This window comes from Solwaraspora sp. WMMB335 (genome assembly GCF_049179075.1).
Lineage (GTDB): Bacteria > Actinomycetota > Actinomycetes > Mycobacteriales > Micromonosporaceae > Micromonospora_E.
Genome location: NZ_JBMHMF010000001.1, coordinates 5,612,529 through 5,633,940, shown reverse-complemented (window position 1 = coordinate 5,633,940; position 21,412 = coordinate 5,612,529). Strand labels below are relative to the sequence as shown.

Annotated in this window: 24 protein-coding genes; 14 read left to right on the top strand and 10 right to left on the bottom strand. The window is 69.8% G+C overall.

What is annotated here, in order from left to right; all coding sequences use genetic code 11:
• Positions 1–74: 74 nt before the first annotated feature.
• The gene (locus tag ACN27F_RS24610) at positions 75–1,493 is read right to left on the bottom strand and encodes a GH1 family beta-glucosidase (protein WP_421437375.1); all 1,419 of its coding nucleotides are present in this window, start codon (positions 1,491–1,493) and stop codon (positions 75–77) included.
• A gap of 174 nt (positions 1,494–1,667) precedes the next feature.
• Between ACN27F_RS24610 and ACN27F_RS24605 the strand changes: the two genes are divergently transcribed.
• From ACN27F_RS24605 to ACN27F_RS24580, 6 genes are all read left to right on the top strand, one after another.
• Positions 1,668–2,399, top strand: coding sequence for an SDR family oxidoreductase (locus tag ACN27F_RS24605; RefSeq protein WP_421437374.1), 732 nt, complete (start codon positions 1,668–1,670; stop codon positions 2,397–2,399).
• 52 nt (positions 2,400–2,451) lie between these two features.
• On the top strand, positions 2,452–2,904 hold the full coding sequence (locus ACN27F_RS24600) for an ArsR/SmtB family transcription factor (RefSeq protein WP_421437372.1): 453 nt from the start codon (positions 2,452–2,454) through the stop codon (positions 2,902–2,904).
• Between the two features lie 115 nt (positions 2,905–3,019).
• Positions 3,020–4,219: an RtcB family protein gene (locus tag ACN27F_RS24595; protein WP_421437371.1), complete on the top strand. Its 1,200-nt coding sequence runs from the start codon at positions 3,020–3,022 to the stop codon at positions 4,217–4,219.
• A gap of 142 nt (positions 4,220–4,361) precedes the next feature.
• Complete coding sequence (locus tag ACN27F_RS24590) at positions 4,362–4,658, top strand: SelT/SelW/SelH family protein (RefSeq protein WP_421437369.1); 297 nt, start codon at positions 4,362–4,364, stop codon at positions 4,656–4,658.
• 240 nt (positions 4,659–4,898) lie between these two features.
• Entirely contained in the window at positions 4,899–5,564 is a 666-nt protein-coding gene (locus tag ACN27F_RS24585; RefSeq protein ID WP_421437367.1) for a VOC family protein, read from the top strand.
• A gap of 36 nt (positions 5,565–5,600) precedes the next feature.
• A complete protein-coding gene (locus ACN27F_RS24580) occupies positions 5,601–6,596 on the top strand; it encodes an ADP-ribosylglycohydrolase family protein (protein WP_421440421.1) in 996 nt (331 codons plus the stop codon).
• Between the two features lie 15 nt (positions 6,597–6,611).
• On the opposite strand, the gene ACN27F_RS24575 is transcribed toward ACN27F_RS24580, so the two are convergent.
• Positions 6,612–7,136: a hypothetical protein gene (locus tag ACN27F_RS24575; protein WP_421437365.1), complete on the bottom strand. Its 525-nt coding sequence runs from the start codon at positions 7,134–7,136 to the stop codon at positions 6,612–6,614.
• 269 nt (positions 7,137–7,405) lie between these two features.
• Here ACN27F_RS24575 and ACN27F_RS24570 point away from each other — a divergent pair, with 269 nt between their 5' ends.
• From ACN27F_RS24570 to ACN27F_RS24560, 3 genes are all read left to right on the top strand, one after another.
• Positions 7,406–8,293 carry a helix-turn-helix domain-containing protein gene (locus ACN27F_RS24570; RefSeq protein WP_421437364.1) on the top strand — a complete coding sequence of 296 codons (888 nt, stop codon included), beginning with the start codon at positions 7,406–7,408 and terminating at the stop codon, positions 8,291–8,293.
• A gap of 152 nt (positions 8,294–8,445) precedes the next feature.
• The gene (locus tag ACN27F_RS24565; protein WP_421437362.1) at positions 8,446–8,829 is read left to right on the top strand and encodes a hypothetical protein; all 384 of its coding nucleotides are present in this window, start codon (positions 8,446–8,448) and stop codon (positions 8,827–8,829) included.
• 420 nt (positions 8,830–9,249) lie between these two features.
• Complete coding sequence (locus ACN27F_RS24560; protein ID WP_421437361.1) at positions 9,250–9,426, top strand: DUF397 domain-containing protein; 177 nt, start codon at positions 9,250–9,252, stop codon at positions 9,424–9,426.
• 73 nt (positions 9,427–9,499) lie between these two features.
• Here ACN27F_RS24560 and ACN27F_RS24555 read toward each other — a convergent pair whose 3' ends face one another.
• The 3 genes from ACN27F_RS24555 to ACN27F_RS24545 form a co-directional block, all read right to left on the bottom strand.
• Entirely contained in the window at positions 9,500–10,486 is a 987-nt protein-coding gene (locus ACN27F_RS24555) for a glycoside hydrolase family 11 protein (RefSeq protein ID WP_421437359.1), read from the bottom strand.
• A gap of 532 nt (positions 10,487–11,018) precedes the next feature.
• Complete coding sequence (locus ACN27F_RS24550) at positions 11,019–12,383, bottom strand: ThuA domain-containing protein (protein ID WP_421437357.1); 1,365 nt, start codon at positions 12,381–12,383, stop codon at positions 11,019–11,021.
• A 9-nt stretch (positions 12,384–12,392) separates the two neighbouring features.
• A complete protein-coding gene (locus tag ACN27F_RS24545) occupies positions 12,393–13,139 on the bottom strand; it encodes a helix-turn-helix domain-containing protein (RefSeq protein ID WP_421437355.1) in 747 nt (248 codons plus the stop codon).
• A gap of 177 nt (positions 13,140–13,316) precedes the next feature.
• On the opposite strand from ACN27F_RS24545, the gene ACN27F_RS24540 reads away from it, so the two are divergent.
• Positions 13,317–14,231: an ATP-binding cassette domain-containing protein gene (locus tag ACN27F_RS24540; RefSeq protein ID WP_421437353.1), complete on the top strand. Its 915-nt coding sequence runs from the start codon at positions 13,317–13,319 to the stop codon at positions 14,229–14,231.
• Positions 14,225–15,838 (top strand): ABC transporter permease, encoded by a 1,614-nt coding sequence (locus tag ACN27F_RS24535; RefSeq protein ID WP_421437351.1) that lies wholly within the window; start codon positions 14,225–14,227, stop codon positions 15,836–15,838. The genes ACN27F_RS24540 and ACN27F_RS24535 overlap by 7 nt, the downstream gene beginning before the upstream one ends.
• Before the next feature lie 39 nt (positions 15,839–15,877).
• Here the strand turns inward: ACN27F_RS24535 and ACN27F_RS24530 are convergent, their stop codons facing one another.
• The 4 genes from ACN27F_RS24530 to ACN27F_RS24515 form a co-directional block, all read right to left on the bottom strand.
• On the bottom strand, positions 15,878–16,924 hold the full coding sequence (locus ACN27F_RS24530; RefSeq protein ID WP_421437350.1) for a sensor histidine kinase: 1,047 nt from the start codon (positions 16,922–16,924) through the stop codon (positions 15,878–15,880).
• Positions 16,917–17,648, bottom strand: a complete 732-nt coding sequence (locus tag ACN27F_RS24525; protein ID WP_421437348.1) for a response regulator transcription factor — start codon at positions 17,646–17,648, stop codon at positions 16,917–16,919. The genes ACN27F_RS24530 and ACN27F_RS24525 overlap by 8 nt, the downstream gene beginning before the upstream one ends.
• Positions 17,649–17,650: 2 nt before the next feature.
• Entirely contained in the window at positions 17,651–18,271 is a 621-nt protein-coding gene (locus ACN27F_RS24520) for a DM13 domain-containing protein (RefSeq protein WP_421437347.1), read from the bottom strand.
• Between the two features lie 100 nt (positions 18,272–18,371).
• Entirely contained in the window at positions 18,372–18,770 is a 399-nt protein-coding gene (locus ACN27F_RS24515; RefSeq protein WP_421437345.1) for a hypothetical protein, read from the bottom strand.
• A 113-nt stretch (positions 18,771–18,883) separates the two neighbouring features.
• On the opposite strand from ACN27F_RS24515, the gene ACN27F_RS24510 reads away from it, so the two are divergent.
• On the top strand, positions 18,884–19,450 hold the full coding sequence (locus ACN27F_RS24510; RefSeq protein WP_421437344.1) for a TetR/AcrR family transcriptional regulator: 567 nt from the start codon (positions 18,884–18,886) through the stop codon (positions 19,448–19,450).
• A gap of 246 nt (positions 19,451–19,696) precedes the next feature.
• Positions 19,697–19,915: a hypothetical protein gene (locus ACN27F_RS24505; protein ID WP_421437342.1), complete on the top strand. Its 219-nt coding sequence runs from the start codon at positions 19,697–19,699 to the stop codon at positions 19,913–19,915.
• 9 nt (positions 19,916–19,924) lie between these two features.
• Here the strand turns inward: ACN27F_RS24505 and ACN27F_RS24500 are convergent, their stop codons facing one another.
• On the bottom strand, positions 19,925–20,263 hold the full coding sequence (locus ACN27F_RS24500; RefSeq protein WP_421437340.1) for a ribbon-helix-helix protein, CopG family: 339 nt from the start codon (positions 20,261–20,263) through the stop codon (positions 19,925–19,927).
• Positions 20,264–20,854: 591 nt separating this feature from the next.
• On the opposite strand from ACN27F_RS24500, the gene ACN27F_RS24495 reads away from it, so the two are divergent.
• Positions 20,855–21,301: a hypothetical protein gene (locus ACN27F_RS24495; protein ID WP_421437338.1), complete on the top strand. Its 447-nt coding sequence runs from the start codon at positions 20,855–20,857 to the stop codon at positions 21,299–21,301.
• The last annotated feature ends 111 nt before the right edge of the window (positions 21,302–21,412 follow it).

Below are 21,412 nucleotides of genomic sequence, written 5' to 3'. Positions count from 1 at the left end.
CAGCCGGACCAGACCGACTCACACCGACCGCAGCAACCGCAGAGCAGCCGCTGGCCAACACGCACGACCGCGCGTCAGCCCGTCGCCGGCAGCGCGTTCGCCGCCACCACCCCGCGGTACCAATGCGCGCTCTCCTTCCAGGTCCGACGCATCGTCTCCCGGTCGACGTGCACGATGCCGAACGTCTTCCCATAACCGTGCGCCCACTCGAAGTTGTCCATCAGCGACCACACGAAGTAGCCCCGCACATCCGCCCCGCCCCCGACCGCCTCGGCGACCGCGCCGAGATGCCGGCGCAGGTAGTCGATGCGCGCCTCGTCCCGGATCCGTCCGTCGGCGTCGACCACGTCGTCGAACGCCGCCCCGTTCTCGGTGATCATCATCGGCAGACCCGGATAGTCCCGGTGCAGCCGCAACAGCAACTCGGTCAGTCCGGTCTCGTCGATGTTCCAGCCCATCTGCGTGTACGGGCCGGGCTGGCGCACGAACTCCACGTCACCAGCGGCGATCCACGGCGACGCCGCCCCGTCGGCGTGCCCGTCGGCTGTCGACCGGGGGGACGCACCGTCCCACTGCCGGACCAGCACCGGGTTGTAGTAGTTCACCCCGAGCAGGTCCAGCGGTGCCTGCGCGGCGGCGGTGTCCCCGTCACGCACGAACGACCAGTCGGTCACCGACGCGGTGTCCTCGATCAGGTCCGGTGGGTACGCCCCCGCCAGCATCGGGCCGAGGAACGCCCGGTTGGCCAGCGCGTCGATGCGGCGCACCGCGTCGGTGTCAGCGTCGGACACCCCGCGCACGTGATGCAGATTGAGCGTCACACCGACCCGGGCGGCCGGATCGACGCTGGCCCGCAGCGCCCGTACCGCCAGGCCGTGACCGAGGTTGAGATGGTGTACAGCGGCCAGCGCGGCGGCCGGCTCGGTGCGGGCCGGGGCGTGCACCCCGGATCCGTAGCCCAGGTACGCCGAACACCACGGCTCGTTCAGGGTGATCCAGGTGTGCACCCGGTCGCCGAGCGCCCCGCCCAGCCGCCCGGCGTACTCGGCGAACCGCTCGGCGGTGTCGCGGTGCGGCCAACCACCGGCGTCCTCCAGCTCCTGCGGCAGGTCCCAGTGATAGAGCGTGGCGACCGGGGCGATGCCCCGCCCACGCAACCCGTCGACCAGCGCCGAGTAGAAGTCGACGCCCTTCGGGTTGAGCTGGGTGCCGCCGTTCGGAAGCACCCGAGACCAGGAGATCGAGAAACGGTACGCCCCGACACCGAGCTCGGCGAGCATGTCCAGATCCTCCTCCAGCCGGTGGTAGTGGTCACACGCCACGTCGCCGGTGTCACCGTTGGTCACCAGTCCAGGAGTGTGCGAGAAGGTGTCCCAGATCGAAGGCGTCCGGCCGCCGGCGGCAGCGGCACCTTCCACCTGGTACGCGGCTGTCGCCGTACCCCACAGGAAGTTGCCAGGGAAAGCAGGACCGGACGGTGACGATACGGACATTCAGTCTTCTCCTTACGGGCGTAACGCGATCGTGAGCTGATCGTGGCGAGGTCCGTTGGTGAGGCGACCGACGGGCAACAGGTTCCAGGATGCCGCTTGAGGTTCCAGGATGCCGCTTGAGCGCCAGTAGGCCGGACGCCCACTACCATCTTCGCGGCTGACCAAGGAGGCGACATGGGACCGTTGGCCGGACTCGGCGCGGTGGTGACCGGGGGATCCCGAGGTATCGGCCGGGCGATCGTCCGGCGTCTGGTGGCCGACGGCGCGACCGTACTGTTCACGTACCACACCGACGAGGCGGCCGCGACGGAGGTGGTACGGGCGTCGAACGGTGCGGCCATGGCGCTGCGCGCCGACGTCTCGGCGACCGCCGAACTCGACAACGTCTTCGCGGTCGTCGCCGACAAACTCGACGGGTTGGACATCCTGGTCAACAACGCCGGCCTCGCGGCGGCCACGCCGATCGCCGAGATGTCGGAACAGGAGTACGACCGGCTGATGGCGGTCAACACCAAGAGCGTGTTCTTCGCGATCGCGCACGCCGCACGGCAGATGCGCGACGGCGGCCGGATCATCAACATTTCGACGCTGAACACAGCCGCTGCCGCGCCCGGGGTGGCGGCGTACGCTGGCAGCAAGGCAGCCGTCGAGCAGTTCACCCGCTCGGCGTCGAAGGAACTCGGCGGGCGCGGCATCACGGTCAACGCGGTCTCGCCCGGTGCGACCGACACCGACCTGCTCCGCGGTGCCAACAGCCCGCAGGTGCTGGCCCAGGTACCGGCGCTGACCGCGCTCGGCCGGCTCGGTACGGCCGAGGACATCGCCGCCGTGGTCGCCTTCCTCGCCGGTCCGGACGGCAGGTGGGTGACCGGGCAGAACCTGATCGCCGCCGGTGGGCTCGGCTGATCAGTATTATTGCCCCCTTACTTATATAAGTAAGAATGTATACAATACTCCGATGCACGCTTTCGATGTCCTCGGCGACCCGGTCCGCCGGCGCATCCTCGAACTACTCGCCGACGGCGAGCGGTCGGCCGGCGAGATCGGCGCGGTGGTGCAGGCCGAGTTCGGCATCTCGCAGCCGGCCGTCTCGCAACACCTACGCGTGTTGCGGGACAACGGGTTCGCCAGCGTACGGGCGGCCGGCACCCGCCGGCTCTACGCCGTCGACGCCGCGCCGTTGCGCGAAGTCGACGAATGGCTCGCCCGGTACCGGCACTTCTGGACCCAGCGGCTCGACGCACTCGCCACCGAGCTGGCCCGCGGTCGACGCGAACGCCGTCACGCCGCAGACCCGACCCCGGCCGGTACCACCACCGATCCGACCGAGGACGGCACCGTCCAGGGTGGTCGCGGCGCACCGCACGGGTACGGCGCGGCAGGACGAGCAGGCCCGGAAACTGATTGCTGACGACGACCCGCCCGCCCTACCGTGAACGCCACGGCGGGCACCTCGCAGCGGTTCGGCGCCCACCGACGGCTCGATCCGCGTAGCGGTGCACCCCTGCCCAGCTCTGGAGTCTCTGATGAGTCATGCCCTGCTGCCCGGCACCCGCGCCCCGGTCAAGGTCTGGACCGACCCGTGGGGCATCGAGCCGGAAGCGACCCGGCAACTGCGCAACATCGGCGCGCTGCCGTGGGTGCAGGGTGTCGCGGTGATGCCGGACGTGCACTACGGCAAGGGCGCCACCGTCGGCTCGGTGATCGCGATGCGACAGGCGCTGGCACCGGCTGCGGTGGGGGTCGACATCGGCTGCGGCATGTCGGCGGTACGGACCAACCTGACCGACACGCAGTTGCCGGACGACCTCGGTGCGCTGCGTACCGCGATCGAGGCCGCCATCCCGGTCGGTTTCCAGGCGCACGCCGACCCGGTCCAGCCGCGCCGGGTACCCGGGCTGGCGACCGCCGGCTGGGACCGGTTCTGGTCCGGCTTCGCCGGCCTGCACGACGGCGTCGCCGCGCTCGAGTCGCGGGCGGCCCGCCAGCTCGGCACTCTCGGCGGCGGCAACCACTTCATCGAGGTCTGTGTCGAGCAGGGTGGTGCGGACGCGGGCCGGGTCTGGCTGATGCTGCACTCCGGCTCCCGCAACATCGGCAAGGAACTGGCCGAACGGCACATCGCGGTGGCCCGCCGGCTGCCGCACAACGCCGGCCTGCCCGACCGCGACCTGGCCGTGTTTCTGGCCGGCACGCCGGAGATGGTGGCGTACCGGCGGGATCTGGCCTGGGCGCAGGAGTACGCGGCCCGCAACCGGGCAATCATGATGGCGCTGCTCTGCGGGGTACTGCGGAGCGCGGTGCCGGCGGCCCGGTTCGACGAGCCGATCTCCTGCCACCACAACTACGTGGCCGAGGAGAGCTACGACGGAGTGCCGTTGCTGGTGACTCGCAAGGGCGCGATCCGGGCCGGGCGAGGGGAGCTGGGCGTCATTCCCGGCTCGATGGGCACCGGATCGTACATCGTGCGTGGGCTGGGCAACGAGGCTGCGTACTGCTCAGCGTCGCACGGCGCCGGCCGCCGGATGTCGCGGGCGATGGCCAAGAAGACGTTCACCGTGACGGATCTGGCCGAGCAGACCGCCGGGGTGCAGTGCCGCAAGGACGCCGGTGTGATCGACGAGATTCCAGCGGCGTACAAGGATCTCGACCAGGTCCTGGCCCAGCAGGCCGACCTGGTCGAGGTGGTCGCGCACCTGCGCCAGGTCGTCTGCGTCAAGGGCTGACCTCCGCCACCATCTCTCCCTCCCCGCGCCCGTCCGCGACGATCTTGGAGTTGTCGCGAAGAAATATCGTCTTTGTCGGTCGACAAATCCAAGATCGTCGCGGACGGGCAGGGGCGGGGCGGAGGCAGGCATACTCGGTGCCGTGACGACACGGCAACCACGGTTGGAGATCGAGTACTGCACCCAGTGTCGCTGGCTGCTGCGTGCGGCGTGGACGGCGCAGGAGATGCTCACCACCTTCGACCGGAAGCTCGGCGAGGTGGCGCTCGTGCCCGGCACCGGCGGGATCTTCGAGATCAGGCTGGACGCGGAGACGATCTGGTCGCGGGCAGAACGCGGCTTCCCCGACATCGCGGAGTTGAAGCGCCTGGTTCGCGACCGGGTCGCGCCGGAACTCGGTCTCGGCCACTCGGATCGCGTGAAACGATCCCAGGTCTGACGGGCCGGAGGGCGGTCGCGCCCGGGGCGCGCATTCCGGACCAGGTGTGTCGGACTAGCTGGCCGGGTAGTGGCGCAGTCCCAGCTTGGCGTACACCGCGTCTTCGCCGACGATTCCGTGTGCCACGAGTTTGCCCAGGTCGTCATAGCGTCCGGCGACCATCCGGTACCCGCACGTGCTGCGCTGAGCTGGTCAGGCGGTAGCCACGCCGCTGACGGGGTGTGCTGTTACGGTCCCGACATGACTGATCGGATCACCCCTCGGCAGTTCCACGCGGCGACCGGGGTCGAGGACTGGCGGGTGGTGGGCGAAGGCGCCTGTGCCTACTTCCGCTCCGACTCGTTCGCCTCCAGCGCCGCACTCGTGGACGCGATCAGCCGGATCCCCGGTGGCCCCGGCGGTCGACACGCCGATGTCGATGTACGCGCCGGTGGCGTCACCGTCCGGCTGATCGTCGCTGGCGACGGCTACTACGGGCTGGCCGGGTGGCACGTGGAGGTCGCCCAGCGGGTCTCGGCGGCAGCCCGCGAGCTGGGCCTACCGGCCGATCCGGCCGGCCTGCAGAACGTGCAGATCTCCATTGACGCGCTCGTCACCGACGAGACGCTGCCGTTCTGGCGCACGGTGCTCGGGTATCAGGACCGTGGCGACGGTCCGGGGGATCTGATCGACCCACGTGGCCGAGCCCCGCTGGTGTACTTCCAGCCGATGGACGCCCCTCGCCCGCAGCGCAACCGGCTTCATCTGGACGTCTGGGTCCCGCACGACTCGGCGCAGGACCGGGTCGCGGCGGCACTCGCGGCCGGCGGGGCACTGGTGACCGACCAGTTCGCACCGTCGTGGTGGGTGCTCGCCGACGTCGAGGGCAACGAGGCCTGCGTCTGCACCTGGCAGGATCATCCGTGATGGTCGGCAAGAGACATCGGTGAGCGTGTGGAGCACATCGTGAGCGACCGGGCGTCGGGGTGCCTGTTCGGACTGGCGTACGGGGATGCGCTCGGCAGTCCGACAGAATTCATGACGATCGCGGAGATCCGCCGGCGGTACGGCCCGGCCGGTCCGGGTGAGCTCGCCGGCGATCCGGCGCTGGTGACCGACGACACGCAGATGACGCTGGCGGTCGGCTGGGCGCTGCGCGACGCCGCGGCGCCGACCCCCCAGGTGTTGGAGCCGCTGCTGCGCGAGCGCTTCCTGGCCTGGGCGGCCAGCCCGGACAACAACCGGGCACCCGGCATGACCTGCCTGCGCGCCTGCGGCGACCTGTCGACCGGGATGCCCTGGCAGCAGGCCACCGTGGCGGGTTCGAAGGGCTGCGGGGCGAACATGCGGGTCGCGCCGGTCGGCCTGGTGGCAGGGTACGACGAGGACGTCCTCGCCGGGGTCGCCCAGTTGCAGGCCGGGCTGACCCATGGACATCCGACCGCGCTCGCCGCCAGCGAGTTGACCGCGGTGGCAGTGCGACGGCTACGCGACGGCGCCGCGTTGGCGCAGCTGCCGCGGCTGCTGCGCGAGCACTGTCGGCGGCAGCGGGAGATCTACCGCGCAGACTGGCTCGGCCCGCTGTGGCAGCAGCCGGCCGTGGCCAGCCCGGCCGGGTTCATCACCCGGGGCTGGCAGGAGTGCCTGGACGTACTCGACCGTCTCGACGCGGCGCTCGCCGAGCCGGACGACGGCGACGACGCCTGCCGGGTGACGGGAGAAGGTTGGGTCGCGGAGGAGGCCCTGGCCACCGCACTGCTGTGTGCGCTTCGGCACGCCGACGATCCGGTGCGGGCGCTGGCTCGGGGCGCGGCCACGTCCGGCGACTCGGACTCGATCGCCTGCCTGACCGGGGCGTTTCTCGGCGCGGCGTACGGAATGGCGGCCTGGCCACCGTCGTGGCGGCACCGCATCGAGTACGCCGACCACCTGCGGACCCTCGGCGAGTCCTGGGATTGACCGCACCGTCGCGGATCAGCCGAGCGTGACCTGAGTTATCACACCGAGCAGGGCGCCGAGGAAGAAGGTGACCCACGCGGTTCGGTTGCCCGAGTGCCGCAACGCGGCAAGTTCGGAGCTGACGCTGTCCAACCGGCGGCTGACGGCATCGACCCGGGCTTGCACGGCAAGGGTGTCGCCGTCGGCCGGGGGTGTTTCCTCGGCCTGACGCATCGCGCTGTCGAGCGTGGTCGACACCTGTCTGAGACGGACTTCGGCCTGCTCGGTGGCTTGACCGGTCGCTGTGATGCTACGGGTGATCAGCGCCCCCACACCGGCGGCGATGACGACGGCGGCGAGCAGCAGGAGTGTCCGGCTCCACGGGTAGGCACCGACCAGCTGCTCCCGCCCGGTCGCCAGGGTGATGGCCAGCCCGACCAGCACACCACCGGCGGCCAGCACGACGAGTTTGCGCCCGGTCCGCCGGTCGACCTGGCGGTCTCGGTCCCAGGTCGTCGCCTGCTCGGGTCGGTCAGCGACCGCGCCATCGTTCCGACTCATACGGTCCACGGTAGCCATCGACATCCATCCGGCACAATGTCGCACCCCGGCACCTGTGGATCTGCGATGTTTCAGATTACTGAATCGCAGGTGAAGACCTGTCGTGTCACGATGCCTGATGGCGAAGTTCGTCCCCTTTTCTGGCTAAGCTCCTGCGCTCTGACACCTGGCTGACACGACGGATCGTCATGTGGTGTGGTGCAATCTAGAGTACGGACAGGTAGCATGACGCTATATCTCATATTAGTTGATCTTTAGGGGTACCCGCGATGATCAAACATGCTGATCCCGAGGTGCAACGTCGCCGCTTGCGGATCATGCTGCGCGACTTCCGGCAGTCACGGCAGTTGACTCAGAAGGACGTGGCCAGGGAGCTCGACTGGTCGACGTCGAAGCTGATTCGGATCGAGACCGGCGAGTCAAGCATCGCGGTGAGCGACCTGCGCGCCCTACTCGCGCACTACGAGGTCACCGACCCCGAGCACGTCGACCAGCTCATCGAGATGGCCCGGATCGCCAAGCACCAGACCTGGTCGTCGTACCGGGACGTGCTGAGCCCGGCCCTGCTTCTCTACCTCGGTTACGAAAGCTCCGCATCACGGATCCGGCAGTTCGAACCCCTGCTCATCCCCGGACTCCTACAGACGGAGGAGTACGCCCGGGCGATCATCCGTGCCTACTCCCCGCCGTCGCGGTCCGACCGCGACATCGAGCGGATCCTCCAGGCTCGGATGGAACGCCAGGAGTTGCTCTCCCGGGAGGATCCCCCGGAAATCTTCTGCCTCATGGACGAGGCCGCCGTACGCCGGGTGGTCGGCAAGAGCGGGGTGATGGTACGGCAGCTCGAGAAGCTCAAGAGGCTGAACGAACTACCGAACCTGCACATCCAGATCGTCCGGTTCGAGGCCGGCGAACACCCCGGGATGCAGGGCCCGTTCGCGATTCTGGACTTCCCGGACCCGGCCGACGACGACCTGGTCTACCTGGAGTCACCGAGCGCTCAGGCGCTCAGCGGCGAAGACGCCGCAGTCTACGTCGAGAAGTTCTTCCAGATAGAGGACCTGGCCACGCCAAAGGCCCGATTGAACGGGGTCATGGATGAGCTCATCGCGGACATGGGGCGCGCTCAGCGGCCGACACCGACAGCTGACAGCTAGTTGCGCCTCGGCGCAACGTGGTTTGTAAAGGGGAACGCGGGATGACGTCCTCACGTCACGCGGATGAGCGCAGGGATCCGTCCGTCGTTCCCCGCTTGCGCCTGAATTCGCGAGCCGGCTCGGCGTTGTGGTCCGCAGCCCGGGATGCGCAGGTGGCGCTCCGACGCAACATTCCCTGGCATCTGCTTGCGCTGACCGCAACGCCAATGGCGAGCTTGTTGACCGTGGTGCTCTATCTGCAACTGGACCCATGGCGCTGGGCACAAACCGCTGTCGCCGTCATGGCGATCTACACAACCGCTCGGATCTGGCCGATCGCGAGTCGGCTGGTCGCCGGGCGGCTAGCGGGGCGGACCACCACGCGGGGCGCGAGTAGCGAGGCGGCGGACCACCGCGCCAGCGACGACAACGAGCACACACGCGACAGCTACCTGCGCCAGCCAGCCAGCCTGTCCGTCGACAAGCCGGGCGGCAAAGCCAGCGGCGGCGGCCAGGCCCACGACCAACGGAGCGGCGACGACGGCGTACGCCAGTAGTTTGAGGTTCGCCGGCCCTCCGGTGCCTTCCGCCGGGGAGCGGGCTGGCGGGCCTGCTTCAGCAGGCGACCCGTCCCGTGGGTGATCTTTCACCACTGGCGCATCCTCCTCGCCCCGGTGCCAAGATCCGGTGTTCGGCCCTCAGCCACAGATGTTGTCGAGCGCGGCCGAGCGGGGTCGATGCTAGCATTCTGCGCCCCCGCGAAGCAGGACATGACTCGCCAGAAAGCGGGACATGTCTCGCAGATCAAGCACCAACCGCGATTTGATCTCGCTACACGAGATGGCACCCATATACGCGGCTGCCTATACTTTGATTGCTCGACGCCGAACGGTTCAGCGCATCGGGTTACTCGTATCGTGATGTGCGATTGACTTCCGCGCAACGCGGTTGATCGTCACGACAGGGCGGGAGACATCGTGGCAGGCACACGGCGACCATGCAACTGGCGGACGAGCACGCGCAGTGGAGGCGATGGTTGCATCGAGGTCGCGCACGACGAACACCTCGTTTACGTCCGCGACTCCAAGAGCCGCAGCGCCACTCTGGTATTCCGCCACGCGCAGTGGCGCAGACTGCTGAGTTCGCTGCGATAGGGACGTCGGGCGGGCCGGCCCCGGGCAGGGACGGCCCGCCCGCGAACTTCACCTTCGCGGTTGGCTGGTCGGGTCAGGGTGTTCGGCAGGTCACCGTCGGCCAGGTCCAGTTGCCGTTGGCCATGATCGTCACGCCGAAGGTGTTGCCGCTGCCGTTCGGTCTGGCGGTGATGTTGCCGGTCGTACCGCTGACCGAGGCGTTCCAGCTGTTCTGCAGGCTCTGGCCGCCGCCCAGACTGAGGGTGACGGTCCAGCTGCTGACGTTCTGGACCGCGACGTTGAGGTTGAACCGGTCACCGAACTGGGTGCCGGCCGACAGCACCGCGGTGCAGTTGCTCTGGCCCGGGTCACCGGGGTTCCCGGGGTTACCCGGGTTGCCGGGGTTGCCACCGCCGCCTTCCCAGACGGTGATGTCGGAGCTGCCGCTGCTCTGGTAGCCCTCGGTGGCCAGCACCTGGTAGCTGTGGTTGGACCCGAGGTTCAGCCCGGAGCGCGCCCACGCGTCGAAGTGGTTGGCGGTGGTGATGGTGCCGCCGGTGCGCTTCTGCTGGCGGACACTCCAGTACTGGTAGAACGTAGCGGTGCCGTCGATCGACGGCGCGTTGACCCGCTGGCTGCGGTAGATGTCGTAGGTGCTGCCATCGGTGGTGACCGAGCCCATCCGGGTGGCACCGCTGCTCGGGTTGTAGGTGCCGAAGTTCTCGACGACGTAGTACTCGATGAGCGGGTTGCGCGTCCACCCGTACAGCGCGAGGTAGCTGTTGCCGTTCGGGTTGTAGCTGCCCGAGTAGCTGATGGTCCGCCGGGTGCCGGTGGCCCAGCCCTTGCCGCCGACCCAGTTGTTGGTGCCGCCACCCCATTGGCTGGAGTACCGGCCGTCGGCGCGCAGCGTCATGCTGGCGTTGCCGCTGTCCTTCCAGAACGAGAAGTAGTACCCGTTGTGTGTGCCGGTCGTGTTCTGGGTGAGGGTGCGGTCAGCCTCGGCGTACGCGTTGGGGGCGATCACCATGCCGCTGACGACCAACGCCGCGGCGCAGGTGGCACCGAGAAGCAGCCGCATACGGCCGCGCCTTCTCGGTCGGACGGGGATGTCGTTCATGTAGGTGTTCCTCCTTGTGACGGCTGGCGCGGGCCAGCGGTGCGGTACGACCCGACGGTCGTCGGTGGACGGTGACCGCCGCCGGAGATCGGCGTCGTACGGCGTGGGGTGGGCGGGGTCGGTCGCCTGCGCGACCGGCCGACGTGTCGCGAGGGATTACATCGACAAGTGTCGAGATCTGTCGTTGGACCGACGGTATTGGGCGACCGTCAGTCTGTCAAGAAGTTTCGGAAACATTGCGGAAACGTCGTACCCGGTGCCGAGTTCCTCGAACAAGCGCGTTCAACCTGCTCAGCGCTTGGCAGGAGAAGTTGAGCCGTCAGGTCGATCGGCGATGCGGATTCGATCTGTGGGCAAGCAGCCCCAGCTGGGACACGCAAGCTTCCGGAAGTATTCCGGTGGACGTCCGGCCGGAGCGGACCTCCGGCAGCACCTCGACTGCCAGCGCACTGATCGGCCTTCCGGCCGGTGCACCGGGTGGCCAACTGGCAGTTCAGCGCTGGCCGTCCGACCGAGGCCGGATCCGGACGTTACGGAACGCCACCTCGTCGCCGTCGCCGTGGTTCTGCAGCCCGATGTGCCCGGCGAGGGACCGGTCCGGGTCGGTCGGGGTCAGATCATTGACCAGTACGCCGTTGAGATAGACCCGCAGCCGACCCGGATCGACCAGCAGTTCGAAGGTGTTCCACTGCCCCGGCGGGTTGAGCGCACCGTCGCGGGCGGCGAGGTCGGCGCCCCGGACCCCGTAGACGGCGCCGGTGGTGCGCTCCGGCACGTCCGAGGCGTCGATCTGGACCTCGTACCCGTGGCGCACCGCCGCTGAGGGGTCGTCCGAGGCGGGTACGCCGACGAAGACCCCGGAGTTCGAGTCACCCGTCACCCGCCAGTCGAGCTTCAGCGAGTACGCGGTGAACGGTCGGTCCGCGTACCGCAGCAGCCCCAACCCACCGTGCGAGGTCAGCGTGCCGTCCTCGGATCGGAAACCGCCCGGCCCGGCCTGCGTCCAGCCTCGGACGGATCCGTCGTAGAGGGTCAGGTAGCCGGTCTCCGGCCGGCAGTCGGCATGGTGCCGGCCGGCCGCGTAGCGGATGCCGCCGAGCAGGTGGGCACGGAACGCCGGTTCGGCGTACGCCTCGCTGGTGTGCCCGCCGCCGGTGTAGAAGACCCGGCCGCCGACGTCGCCGCGGCACCACGCGTGCGGGTGCGGCGGGGCCATGCCGCCGCCGGTGTAGCTGCCGGTGTCCAGGGTGGCCAGCACCTTGGCGTCGGACGGGCGGGTCCGGTAGTCGTACCACTCGTCGGTGCGGGCCCACTCGGCCGGCAGGTGCGCGGTGGCCGGGTGCGCCCGGTCGAGCACCTCGACCGTGGCCGGCTGCACCGGCGGGTGGCCGGCGAAGTACGCGCCGAGCAGCTCGGCGTAGAACGGCCAGTCGTACTCGGTGTCGGCGGCGGCGTGCACCCCGACGAACCCGCCACCGTCGCGGATGTACCCCTCGAACGCGGCCTGACCGGCGTCGTCGAGCACGTCACCGGTGGTGTTGAGGAAGACCACGGCGGCGTACCGGCGCAGGTTGGCCGGGGTGAAGGCGGCCGGGTCCTCGGTGGCGTCGACGGCGAACCCGTGCGCGGCGCCGAGGTCACGGACGGCCGCGATTCCGGCCGGGATCGAGTCGTGCCGGAACCCGGCGGTGCGGGAGAAGACCAGCACCTGGTACGCCGCGTCCATGGTGCCCCGGCCAGGCTCGCCGGACCCCGGATCGGTTCCCGGGTCCGGTCCTGGATCCGCTGCGCCGCAGCCGAGCAGGACCAGCGCCGCGGCGACGGCGCTGGTCAGCGCCGTCGTCCGCCGGCGGATCATCGTGCCAGCTTAACCACCGCCGACCGACGGGCGGGTGCCTGCGGGTTGACGGCGGGCGTCGAGGAACTCCTGCCAGTGCACGGTGACCTGCTCGACGTCACGGCGGACCAGATCGAAGAAGTCGGCCATCAGCCGCAGCCGCTCACCGGCTGGTGTCTCCGGCCCGAAAACCTCGGCGCCTCGGGAAGCCGCCGCGGCCCAGCTGCCGAACGCGCGTGCGCGCATCGACCAAGCGCGATGCCAGACGTCCTCGTCCACCACGTAGCGGTCGCGGCGCTGGCCGGGCACCCGCTGGCGGGTGACGAAGCCGAGACGTTCGAGGAAGGCGACCGCTTTGGACACCGACGCGGCGCTGACGTTGAGCCGGGCCACGAGCTCACCCGCGGTCAGTGCCCTGGTGTCGCTGACGAAGAGGCTGACCAGGACCCGCGCCATCATCCGAGGGAAGCCCGACTGGATCATGATGCCGGCGAAGTACGTCTCGAACTCGCGCACCGCGGCCGGATCCCGGTCGTACCGGCTGGTGTGGTCGGGCACGGGACGCACCACGGGCCCGGCCCGGCGGGCCCGCTGGCCGGTGGCGCGATGGGCGGCATCGGCGCGGTAGCCGCCCGGACCTCCGTTGCGGCCGACCTCCCGGCTGATCGTCGACGTCGGCCGGCCGAGCTGGCGGGCGATCTCGGCGTAACCAGTACCGCCGGCCAGCGCTTGCGCGATGTGCTGCCGGTCCCGATAGCTCAGCCGTCCACCCGGCATCGCCCACCTCCCATGCCCGGTAGCGTTCAGATCCAAGTCATTGCAACCGATGCTATCCCTCGTTGCGTTCGGTTGCAATCGCCATTGCAACGTCATGCGTACTGTGTTCCTGAATGCAGCTTCATCCGGGCCGATAGTCTGTTGACCAATTTGCGAACGCAACGTAGCTTTTTAGAAGTGGAAACAGCGATCAGCGTGCGCGGCTTGACCAAACGGTATGGCGACACGACCGTCCTGGACGGACTCGACCTGACCGTGGCCGCCGGCACCGTGCACGGCTTCCTCGGCCCCAACGGCGCCGGCAAGACCACCACCATCCGGGTGCTTCTCGGACTGGTCCGCGCCGACGGCGGACGGACCCGGCTACTCGGTGGCGACCCGTGGCGCGAATCGGTGGCGCTGCACCGCCGCCTCGCGTACGTGCCCGGCGACGTGAATCTGTGGCCGAACCTCACCGGCGGGGAGGTGATCGACCTGCTCGGCCGGCTGCGCGGCGGGCTGCACCGCGGGCTCGACCAGCGCCGCCGGACCGACCTGCTGCAGCGGTTCGACCTCGACCCGGGCAAGAAGTGCCGCACCTACTCCAAGGGCAACCGGCAGAAGGTGGCGTTGATCGCCGCGCTCGCCGCGGACGTGGAACTGCTGCTGCTCGACGAGCCGACCGCCGGCCTGGATCCGTTGCTGGAGGAGGTGTTCCGCGAGTGTGTCGCCGAGGCGAGCGCGCAGGGCCGCACCGTACTGCTGTCCAGCCATATCCTCGCCGAGGTCGAGGCGCTGTGCCACCAGGTGACCATCGTCCGCGAAGGCCGTACGGTCGCCGACGGCACCCTCGCCGAGCTGCGCCGGCTCGCCCGCACCACGATCACCGCCGAGTTGTCCGAGCCCCCGGCCGGCCTCGACGACCTGGTCGGCCTCGGCGGCGTGCACGGGCTCGACGTGCACGGCCAGCGGCTACGGTTCGAAGTCGAGCCGGCCGCCCTACCCGAGGCGCTGCGCCGACTCGCCGCCATGGACGTCCGTGGGCTGGTCAGCCAACCCCCCACGCTGGAGGAACTCTTCCTGCGGCACTACCGCGACGAGGCACGGTGGTGAACGCGGTCGCCGGCACCGGCCACCTGATCCGGCTGATCCTGCGTCGTGACCGTGTCGTCCTGCCGCTGTGGATCGTCTGGCTGGCGGCCATGCCGGCGAACTTCGCCGCCACGTTCCCGGCCCTTCACCCCGGCGCCGCCGAGCGGTCCGCGTTCGCGCGGACCAGCAACGGCAACGCCGCACTGGTCGCCCTCTACGGCCCGGTGCACAGCGCGGACATCGGCGGTCTGGTCGCCTGGCGGATCAGCATCGCCACGGTGATCGTCGCGCTGGTCAGCCTGCTCACCGTGATCCGGCACACCCGTACCGAGGAGGAGGCCGGCCGGCGGGAACTGCTCGGCGCCGCCCCGATCGGGCGGTACGCCGCGCTGGCCGCCGCGCTCGTTGTCGCCTGCGCCGCGAATCTGCTGCTCGCCGTACTCGTCGGTGTCGGTCTGACGGCCCTCGGGCTGCCGGTCGCCGGATCGTTCGCCCTCGGCCTGCAGTTCGCCGCCTGCGGCTGGGTCTTCGCCGCGGTCGGTGCGGTCGCCGCCCAGCTCACCACGGGTGCCGGGGCAGCCCGTGGGCTCGCCGCCGCCGTGCTCGGCGCGGCCGTGCTGGCTCGGATCAGCGGGGATCTCAGCAGCCACACCGGTGGCCGGCTGGGTTGGCTCAGCTGGTCGTCACCGGTCGGCTGGGCGATGCGGCTGCGGCCGTACGCCGATGAACGCTGGTGGGTGCTCGGGCCGTCGATCGCCGCGGCGGCCACGCTGGTCGCCGCGGCGGTCGTCCTCTGCGGCCGGCGCGACCTCGGTGCCGGGCTGCTGGCCGCCGGGCGCGGCCCGGCAGCCGGCGCTCCCGGCCTGCGCAGCGCACTCGCCCTGGCCTGGCGACTGCACCGGGGGCAGTTGGCCGGCTGGACCGTCGGCTTCGCCGTCGCCGGCGCGGTGCTCGGCGCGGCGGCCGGCGGTGCCGTCGAGATGCTCGTCGACAATCCGGCGCTACGCGACCTGTTCGCCCGGCTCGGCGGTGCCACCGGCCTGACCGACCTGTTCCTGGCCACGATCGTCGGGCTGTTCGGGATGGGCGCCACCGGTTACGCGATCGCCGCCGCGCTGCGGTTGCGGACCGAGGAGACCAGCCTGCGGGCCGAGTCACTGCTGGCCACGGCGGTGCCCCGGCTGCGCTGGGCGACCAGCCACCTGGCGTTCACCCTGGGCGGACCGGTGGTGGTGCTCGCCAGCGCCGGGCTGGCGATGGCGCTGGCGCACGGAGCCGGCGGCGGCGGCGACATCGGCGGGCACGTGCTCCGGTTGCTGGCCGCCGTCCTTGCCCAACTGCCGGCGGTCTGGCTGCTGGCGGCGATCGCGGTCGCCCTGGTCGGGCTGGCACCGCGGCTGGCGGACACGGCCTGGGCGGTGTTGGCGGTGGCCGCACTGCTCAGCCTGTTCGGCGCGATCCTGCAGCTACCGCGGGTGCTGCTGGATGTCTCGCCGTTCAGCCACCTGCCGAGCCTGCCCGGTGGCCAGGTGTCGGTCGTCCCGATGCTCTGGCTGCTGGCGCTGGCCGTCGCTCTCGCTGCCGCCGGCCTGCTCGGACTGCGTCGCCGTGACCTGCCGGTCGGCTGACCCCGGTGGATCGTCGGCCGACTGACCCCGGCCGCCGGCTCAGGTGGCGGCGGCCGGCAGATGGACCAGGAACCGGCAGCCGGCTCCCGCGTTGGCCACCTCCACCCGGCCGCCGTGGGCCTCGACCAGACCACGGACGATCGCCAGGCCCAGCCCCCCGCCGGTCGCCGGCTCGACCGTCCGCCCGGCGTGCGGGCTGCGGGCCGGCTCACCACGGAAGGCCACATCGAACACCCTCGGCAGGTCTTCCTCCGGGATACCGCCGCACGTGTCGGCCACTGCCAGCCAGGCCGCGGAACCGTCTCGACCGGCGCTGACCTGCACCACACCGTCGTACGGGGTGAACCTGATGGCGTTTCGCAGCAGGTTGCCGACGACCCTGGCGAGTTCGGGCTCGCTGGCGGTGACCGTCGGCCAGCCATGCTCGGCGGCGACCAGCCGGATGCCCCGGGCCCGGGCCAGCGGCTCGGCCGAGGCGAGCGCGTCGGAGACGACCTCCGACAACGGCACCCGACGCAGCGACAGCCGCAGGGCCCCGGCGTTGATCCGGGACAGCTCGAACAGGTCGTCGACGAGTTGGGCCATCCGGTCGGCCTCGACGCGGATCCGGCGGTGGTAGTCCGCCGTGGTGACCCGGTCCGCCACCACGCCGTCTTCCAGCGCCTCGGCCATCGCCCGCAGCCCGGCCAGCGGTGTCCGCAGGTCGTGCGACACCCACGCGACGAGTTCCCGCCGGTTGGCCTCGGCCTGGCGTTCGCGCTGACGCAACTGGTCGGCCCAGACCGCCTCACGGGCCAGCCCGGCTCCTAGCCACCAGCCGATGGCCAGGCTGGCCACGCCGGAGCCGGCGACGACCAGCAGCACGACGTCACGGTCGTGGGCCGACAGGAACATCGCCTGGGCCGCACCGACGACACCGGCCAGCACCGCCAGCACGGTGACGGTCAGCAGGACGGTGATGTGCACGACGATGCTGTGCCGACGCAGCATCCGCACCGTGATCGCCCCCGGCACACCGACCAGCAGCGACGCGCCGAGTCCGACGGCGAGAACCGCGACGACGTCGCCGGACGGCAGGTCAAGCATCGACCGGCTCCGGTTCGTAGCGGTAGCCCACGCCCCACACGGTCACGATCCGCTGCGGCCGGGCGGGATCCGGCTCGATCTTCTCCCGGAGCCGGCGGACGTGAACGGTCACGGTGGACTGGTCCCCGAAGTTCCAGCCCCACACCTCGGCGAGCAGCTCCTCGCGGCGGAACGCCCGCGCCGGATGGCGGACCAGGTAGAGCAGCAGGTCGAATTCGCGGGTGGTCAGCGCCAGGTCGGTGCCGCCGAGCCGGGCCGCCCGCCGGCGGGTGTCGAGGGTGAGGTCACCGTCGCGGACGACCGCCGGCTCGCCGCTGGCCGGCCCGGCGACCGCACCCGCCCGGCGCAGCACCGACTGCACCCGCAGCACGAGCTCCCGCGGGGAGAACGGCTTGGTGACGTAGTCGTCGGCACCCAGTTGCAGGCCGAGCACCCGGTCGGCCTCCTCGCCGAGCGCGGTCAGCATGATCACCGGTACGCCGCTGGCCTGCTGCTGCAGCCGTCGGCACACCTCCAGCCCGTCCAGACCGGGCAGCATCAGGTCCAGCACCACCAGATCGGGCCGACGGTGGCCGACCGCGGCCAGCGCGGCGAGCCCGTCGCCGGCCTGGGTGACCTGGCAGCCGGCCCGCTCCAGGTACCGGCGTACCACATCGGACACAGTGGGATCGTCGTCGACGACGAGCACCTGGGGGACCGGTCCAGCGGCTGGCGGCGCTGTCATGGTCAGGCGGCCAGCTCGGCGGCCCCGAACGAGACCGAGAACCGCTTGCACCAGATCGAGACGCTGGTCAGCTCGGCCAGGTCGGCCGCCGCCGGAATGTCGTAGACCTGGTCGCCCCGGTTGCCCTTGAGCCGGTCCAACTCGATCCAGGCGCCGTCGTCGAACACGTGCCAACCAGCGTTGCCCTCGATCACCGGTTGATCGGTGAGCCAGACCCGCAGGTCAGGGCCGTTCGAGGTGGCGAAATCCCGCAGTACGAGCTGCCGTCGACCGTCCGCGAGCTGGACGAGCTCGGCCGAGCCGGTGGTTTCGTGCTCGTGGGTGACGAACTGGCCGGACGCCAGCAGCTGGTTGCCGGCCGGCGACGGGCTGGCCTGCTCGGCGGCGGCGCCATCCTCGCTGGCGACAGCGCCGTCCTCGCCAGCGGCCGGGGACTGCTCGACCGCGGCACTGGCGTCCGGTGTCGGCGTACCGGCGACCTGCACCTGCGGCAGCGCCTCGTCGACCACGGTGTCGGTGAACAGCTTCCACGGCTGGAACCAGTAGGCACCGAACGCCATCCCCGCAGCGACGACGACAGCGAGTACCCAACTCAACGGATTGGCAAGGAGTCGTTTCCACACGTGGCTCAGCGTACGGGCGGGAGCAGCGACGATGCTCTAGTTGATCTCTTGCGAAAGTCTTACGACCCGCTGACCACCGCTGATCCGGCGTCACACCGGATCAGCTGGTCGCGACACCGTAGGCGAGCGCCAACAGGGCCACCGCGAGCATCCCCGCACCGAGCACGGTCACCGTGTTGCCGGCGGACCACTTCCCGGGCGTACCGATCCCGGCGTGCAGGAAGAAGCCGCCGGACTGGCTGATCGTGCCGGTCGCGAGCAGCGCACCGATCGTCCAGATGTGTGGCTCGGGCAGGTCGGCCCGCCCGGCAATACCGAGCGCGGCCAAGGTGAGCACCAGCAGCACACCGGCGTGCGCGTGTCCGGCCCGGAACACCGCCAGCTGGAAATCGTTCAGTTTGCGGGTGGTCACCAGCCGCATCAGCGAATAGCCGCCGACCATCACCGTCGGGACGCTGACCAGCGCGATGACGGTCAGCACCCTTTCCGCCGTGCCCATAGCCCTCTCCTCGTGCCGCGTCGTTCCGCGCTCACGCGCACCACCATCTTTCCACTGACAAGATATCGTGACCGGGTAGCATCTTGTCAACGACAAGATGCTCAGGAGGTGCGATGCGGCAGCAGCCGTACCATCACGGGGACCTGCGCCGAGCGCTGCTCGCCGCCGCCGCCCAGGCGATCACCGAGTCCGGGCCGGCGGCGCTGAGCCTGCGCGACCTGGCCCGCCGGGTCGGCGTATCGCACGCCGCTCCGGCGCACCATTTTGGCGACAAGACCGGTCTGCTCACCGCGATCGCCGTCGAAGGCCTGGAGTTGCTCGCCGACGAACTGGACCGGGCCGGCGGCGACATTCTGGCCGCCGGGCAGGCGTACGTGCGGTTCGCCGTGCGGCACCGGGCGCACTTCGAAGTGATGTTCCAGCCGAGCCTGTTCCACTTCGACGCACCGGAGGCGGTGTCCGCCCGGCAGCGGGCCGGCCAAGCGCTGCGGACCAGCCTCGACGACGCCCGAGTGCCCCCGGGCGACCGGGACAACGCACGGCTCGCCGCGTGGTCCATCGTGCATGGGTTCGCGACGCTGTGGCTGGCCGGCGCGCTCGGGCCGGATCTCGACGACGCGCCCTCCGCCGCCGCCCCCGTGATCCGCCTCCTCTTCGATCCCCCTCCCACCCACCCCTGACGACTCCGGCGATCTTGGAATGGTCGCGCGTGGCGCCGCTGGACGGAAACGACGGCATCCTTGATTCGCCGGGCCCGCCGCGAAACCCTGGCTGCGGCGTCGTCGCACCAGAGTGTCGAATGAAGACAGTCCGGTGGGGAGTGGCTGACTGATCGTCTCGCAGGAGTCACCGAATGGTGCAGTGGCCAGCCGGATCATTTCTGGCAGACTCGTTGCTCCGATGCTCGGCCAGCGAAAAGGATGATCATGCCGGAAGCGGGTCGCCGGATCGATCTCTCCGACGAGAAGCCATCCGCCGAGGCTGATATCCTGCCGCCACGGGCGAAGCAGCGGTCGACAATTCTCGAATCACCCGAAGACGTCGACCTCACCGACGACGAGCAGCCCAGTGGCCGGGCGAACATCCACGTCGAACGGCACCTCGATAGGCCGGATCAGCCGCGGACAGCGCTCGGACGCCCGTGACCACCGGCGCTAGATGATGTAGATCCGCTCCTGCTCCCCGTTGGGATGGCGGACAAGGATGCTACCGCCGCCGCGATCGAGCAGTTCCTCGACGACCTGGTAGACCTGCAGCGCGCGGTTGATCACGTCGGTCTTGGACTGGCCCGTCTCGGCGCTGAGTTTGTCCAGCGCGTCGGCAGACCGGGGCGTAAGGTTGACCGTCACCCTGACCAGCCCGCCGGCACCTCCGGAAGCGGCTGACGACGGCGGCGGCCCGGGCACTGCGGGCGATCCGGTCGGCGAATTGTTGGCCAGCGAAATGCCGGCGCCTTCCCCGACCGCAGCGGCACGGTTCACACCAGGGCTCATGACAAGTGCTCTCCTCCAAAGCGGCAACCCATCAGCCTGCACCCACTTTGCTGACCTTCGCCGCGTCGACTCACATCGACCGTATGCGTGACAGTCGCTCGACCGGGCAGAGATCATCAGGCCAGGCCACGCATGGGTAAAGTTGATCTCCAAACCGGTGCCAGCCACGGTAGCAGCTGACTATCTGCGATGTGGCACCTTGATGCATGCATCAATGCTGGCTCTCGAACCATCAGACGTCAAGCTGACGAGAGTACCTAAGGGCATCACCCAATCGGCCGATACCGGATGGCATGTTCGGTCAGGAGCAGACCCGCCAAGAGCCTCGCCTGTGATGCAACACACAGCCGGCGCAGCCGGCGTGGTCACCCCGACGCGGCTGACCGGCTGCGGCTCCGAACAGAACCGACGACGCGACTGCTTACCAACGCCCACTAGTGCCCGTCAGCATGCAGGCGTACGCACATCCACGCATATGAGTTTTATGCAGTTGTTGCTACCGTTGTTGTGAGCATGTTGGTCATCAGAGGCGTCACCCAGCCCGACGCTGGCCGATGTCAGCGGCCCAGTGGATCAGCAGGGAGAAGATCGTTGGCAGCGCAGCACAAGGCAGCTAGGGCAGTCGACCTGCGGAGCGAACCCGGCGGAAATGCACCCAACGACGCTCGGATCAGTCGTAAGCAGGTCGAGAACTCGATGGATTTCGCCCTCGACGTGCTCGACACGCTGCAGGTATCGGTAGGGGTCCGGACCATCGACCGAGTCCAGGGCCCGCTCGCGTTCCTCGCTCTCAGCGTCAGCGCTGGCGTCGTCGGCTCCGGCGCAATCGCGACCGGCCTGGCGACCGGCAGCGAATTCCTGGAGATCATGATCTGGTTCACGGTCCTTGTGACGATGGTGCTCGCTTTCGGGATGGCCTACACCTGGCACACCGTCGACCGTGCCCGAGAAAACGTCAAGAACGCCCAGCCTCGTAACCGACTCCCGAGCAGGACCCGCGTCACGAGTCGCGAGGATCGCTCGACTATCGATTCGTAGGCGAGCCCCATGTCCGCCGCTGTGAACTCCGGGCCCACCCTTGAACTCCTGGCCCACCCTTGCCACGAAAATGGACACTCCGCCATACCCCCCGTCGCTTTGACGACCGAC

What these genes read in the sequence shown, in the direction of transcription:
- ACN27F_RS24605 (WP_421437374.1), top strand. Translation starts at nt 1,668, where the DNA reads ATGGGACCGTTGGCCGGACTCGGCGCGGTGGTGACCGGGGGATCCCGA.
- ACN27F_RS24575 (WP_421437365.1), bottom strand. Translation starts at nt 7,136, where the DNA reads ATGAGTCGGAACGATGGCGCGGTCGCTGACCGACCCGAGCAGGCGACG.
- ACN27F_RS24505 (WP_421437342.1), top strand. Translation starts at nt 19,697, where the DNA reads ATGCCGGAAGCGGGTCGCCGGATCGATCTCTCCGACGAGAAGCCATCC.
- ACN27F_RS24550 (WP_421437357.1), bottom strand. Translation starts at nt 12,383, where the DNA reads ATGATCCGCCGGCGGACGACGGCGCTGACCAGCGCCGTCGCCGCGGCG.
- ACN27F_RS24530 (WP_421437350.1), bottom strand. Translation starts at nt 16,924, where the DNA reads ATGCTTGACCTGCCGTCCGGCGACGTCGTCGCGGTTCTCGCCGTCGGA.
- ACN27F_RS24510 (WP_421437344.1), top strand. Translation starts at nt 18,884, where the DNA reads ATGCGGCAGCAGCCGTACCATCACGGGGACCTGCGCCGAGCGCTGCTC.
- ACN27F_RS24515 (WP_421437345.1), bottom strand. Translation starts at nt 18,770, where the DNA reads ATGGGCACGGCGGAAAGGGTGCTGACCGTCATCGCGCTGGTCAGCGTC.
- ACN27F_RS24570 (WP_421437364.1), top strand. Translation starts at nt 7,406, where the DNA reads ATGATCAAACATGCTGATCCCGAGGTGCAACGTCGCCGCTTGCGGATC.
- ACN27F_RS24545 (WP_421437355.1), bottom strand. Translation starts at nt 13,139, where the DNA reads ATGCCGGGTGGACGGCTGAGCTATCGGGACCGGCAGCACATCGCGCAA.
- ACN27F_RS24525 (WP_421437348.1), bottom strand. Translation starts at nt 17,648, where the DNA reads ATGACAGCGCCGCCAGCCGCTGGACCGGTCCCCCAGGTGCTCGTCGTC.
- ACN27F_RS24585 (WP_421437367.1), top strand. Translation starts at nt 4,899, where the DNA reads ATGACTGATCGGATCACCCCTCGGCAGTTCCACGCGGCGACCGGGGTC.
- ACN27F_RS24555 (WP_421437359.1), bottom strand. Translation starts at nt 10,486, where the DNA reads ATGCGGCTGCTTCTCGGTGCCACCTGCGCCGCGGCGTTGGTCGTCAGC.
- ACN27F_RS24500 (WP_421437340.1), bottom strand. Translation starts at nt 20,263, where the DNA reads ATGAGCCCTGGTGTGAACCGTGCCGCTGCGGTCGGGGAAGGCGCCGGC.
- ACN27F_RS24595 (WP_421437371.1), top strand. Translation starts at nt 3,020, where the DNA reads ATGAGTCATGCCCTGCTGCCCGGCACCCGCGCCCCGGTCAAGGTCTGG.
- ACN27F_RS24610 (WP_421437375.1), bottom strand. Translation starts at nt 1,493, where the DNA reads ATGTCCGTATCGTCACCGTCCGGTCCTGCTTTCCCTGGCAACTTCCTG.
- ACN27F_RS24600 (WP_421437372.1), top strand. Translation starts at nt 2,452, where the DNA reads ATGCACGCTTTCGATGTCCTCGGCGACCCGGTCCGCCGGCGCATCCTC.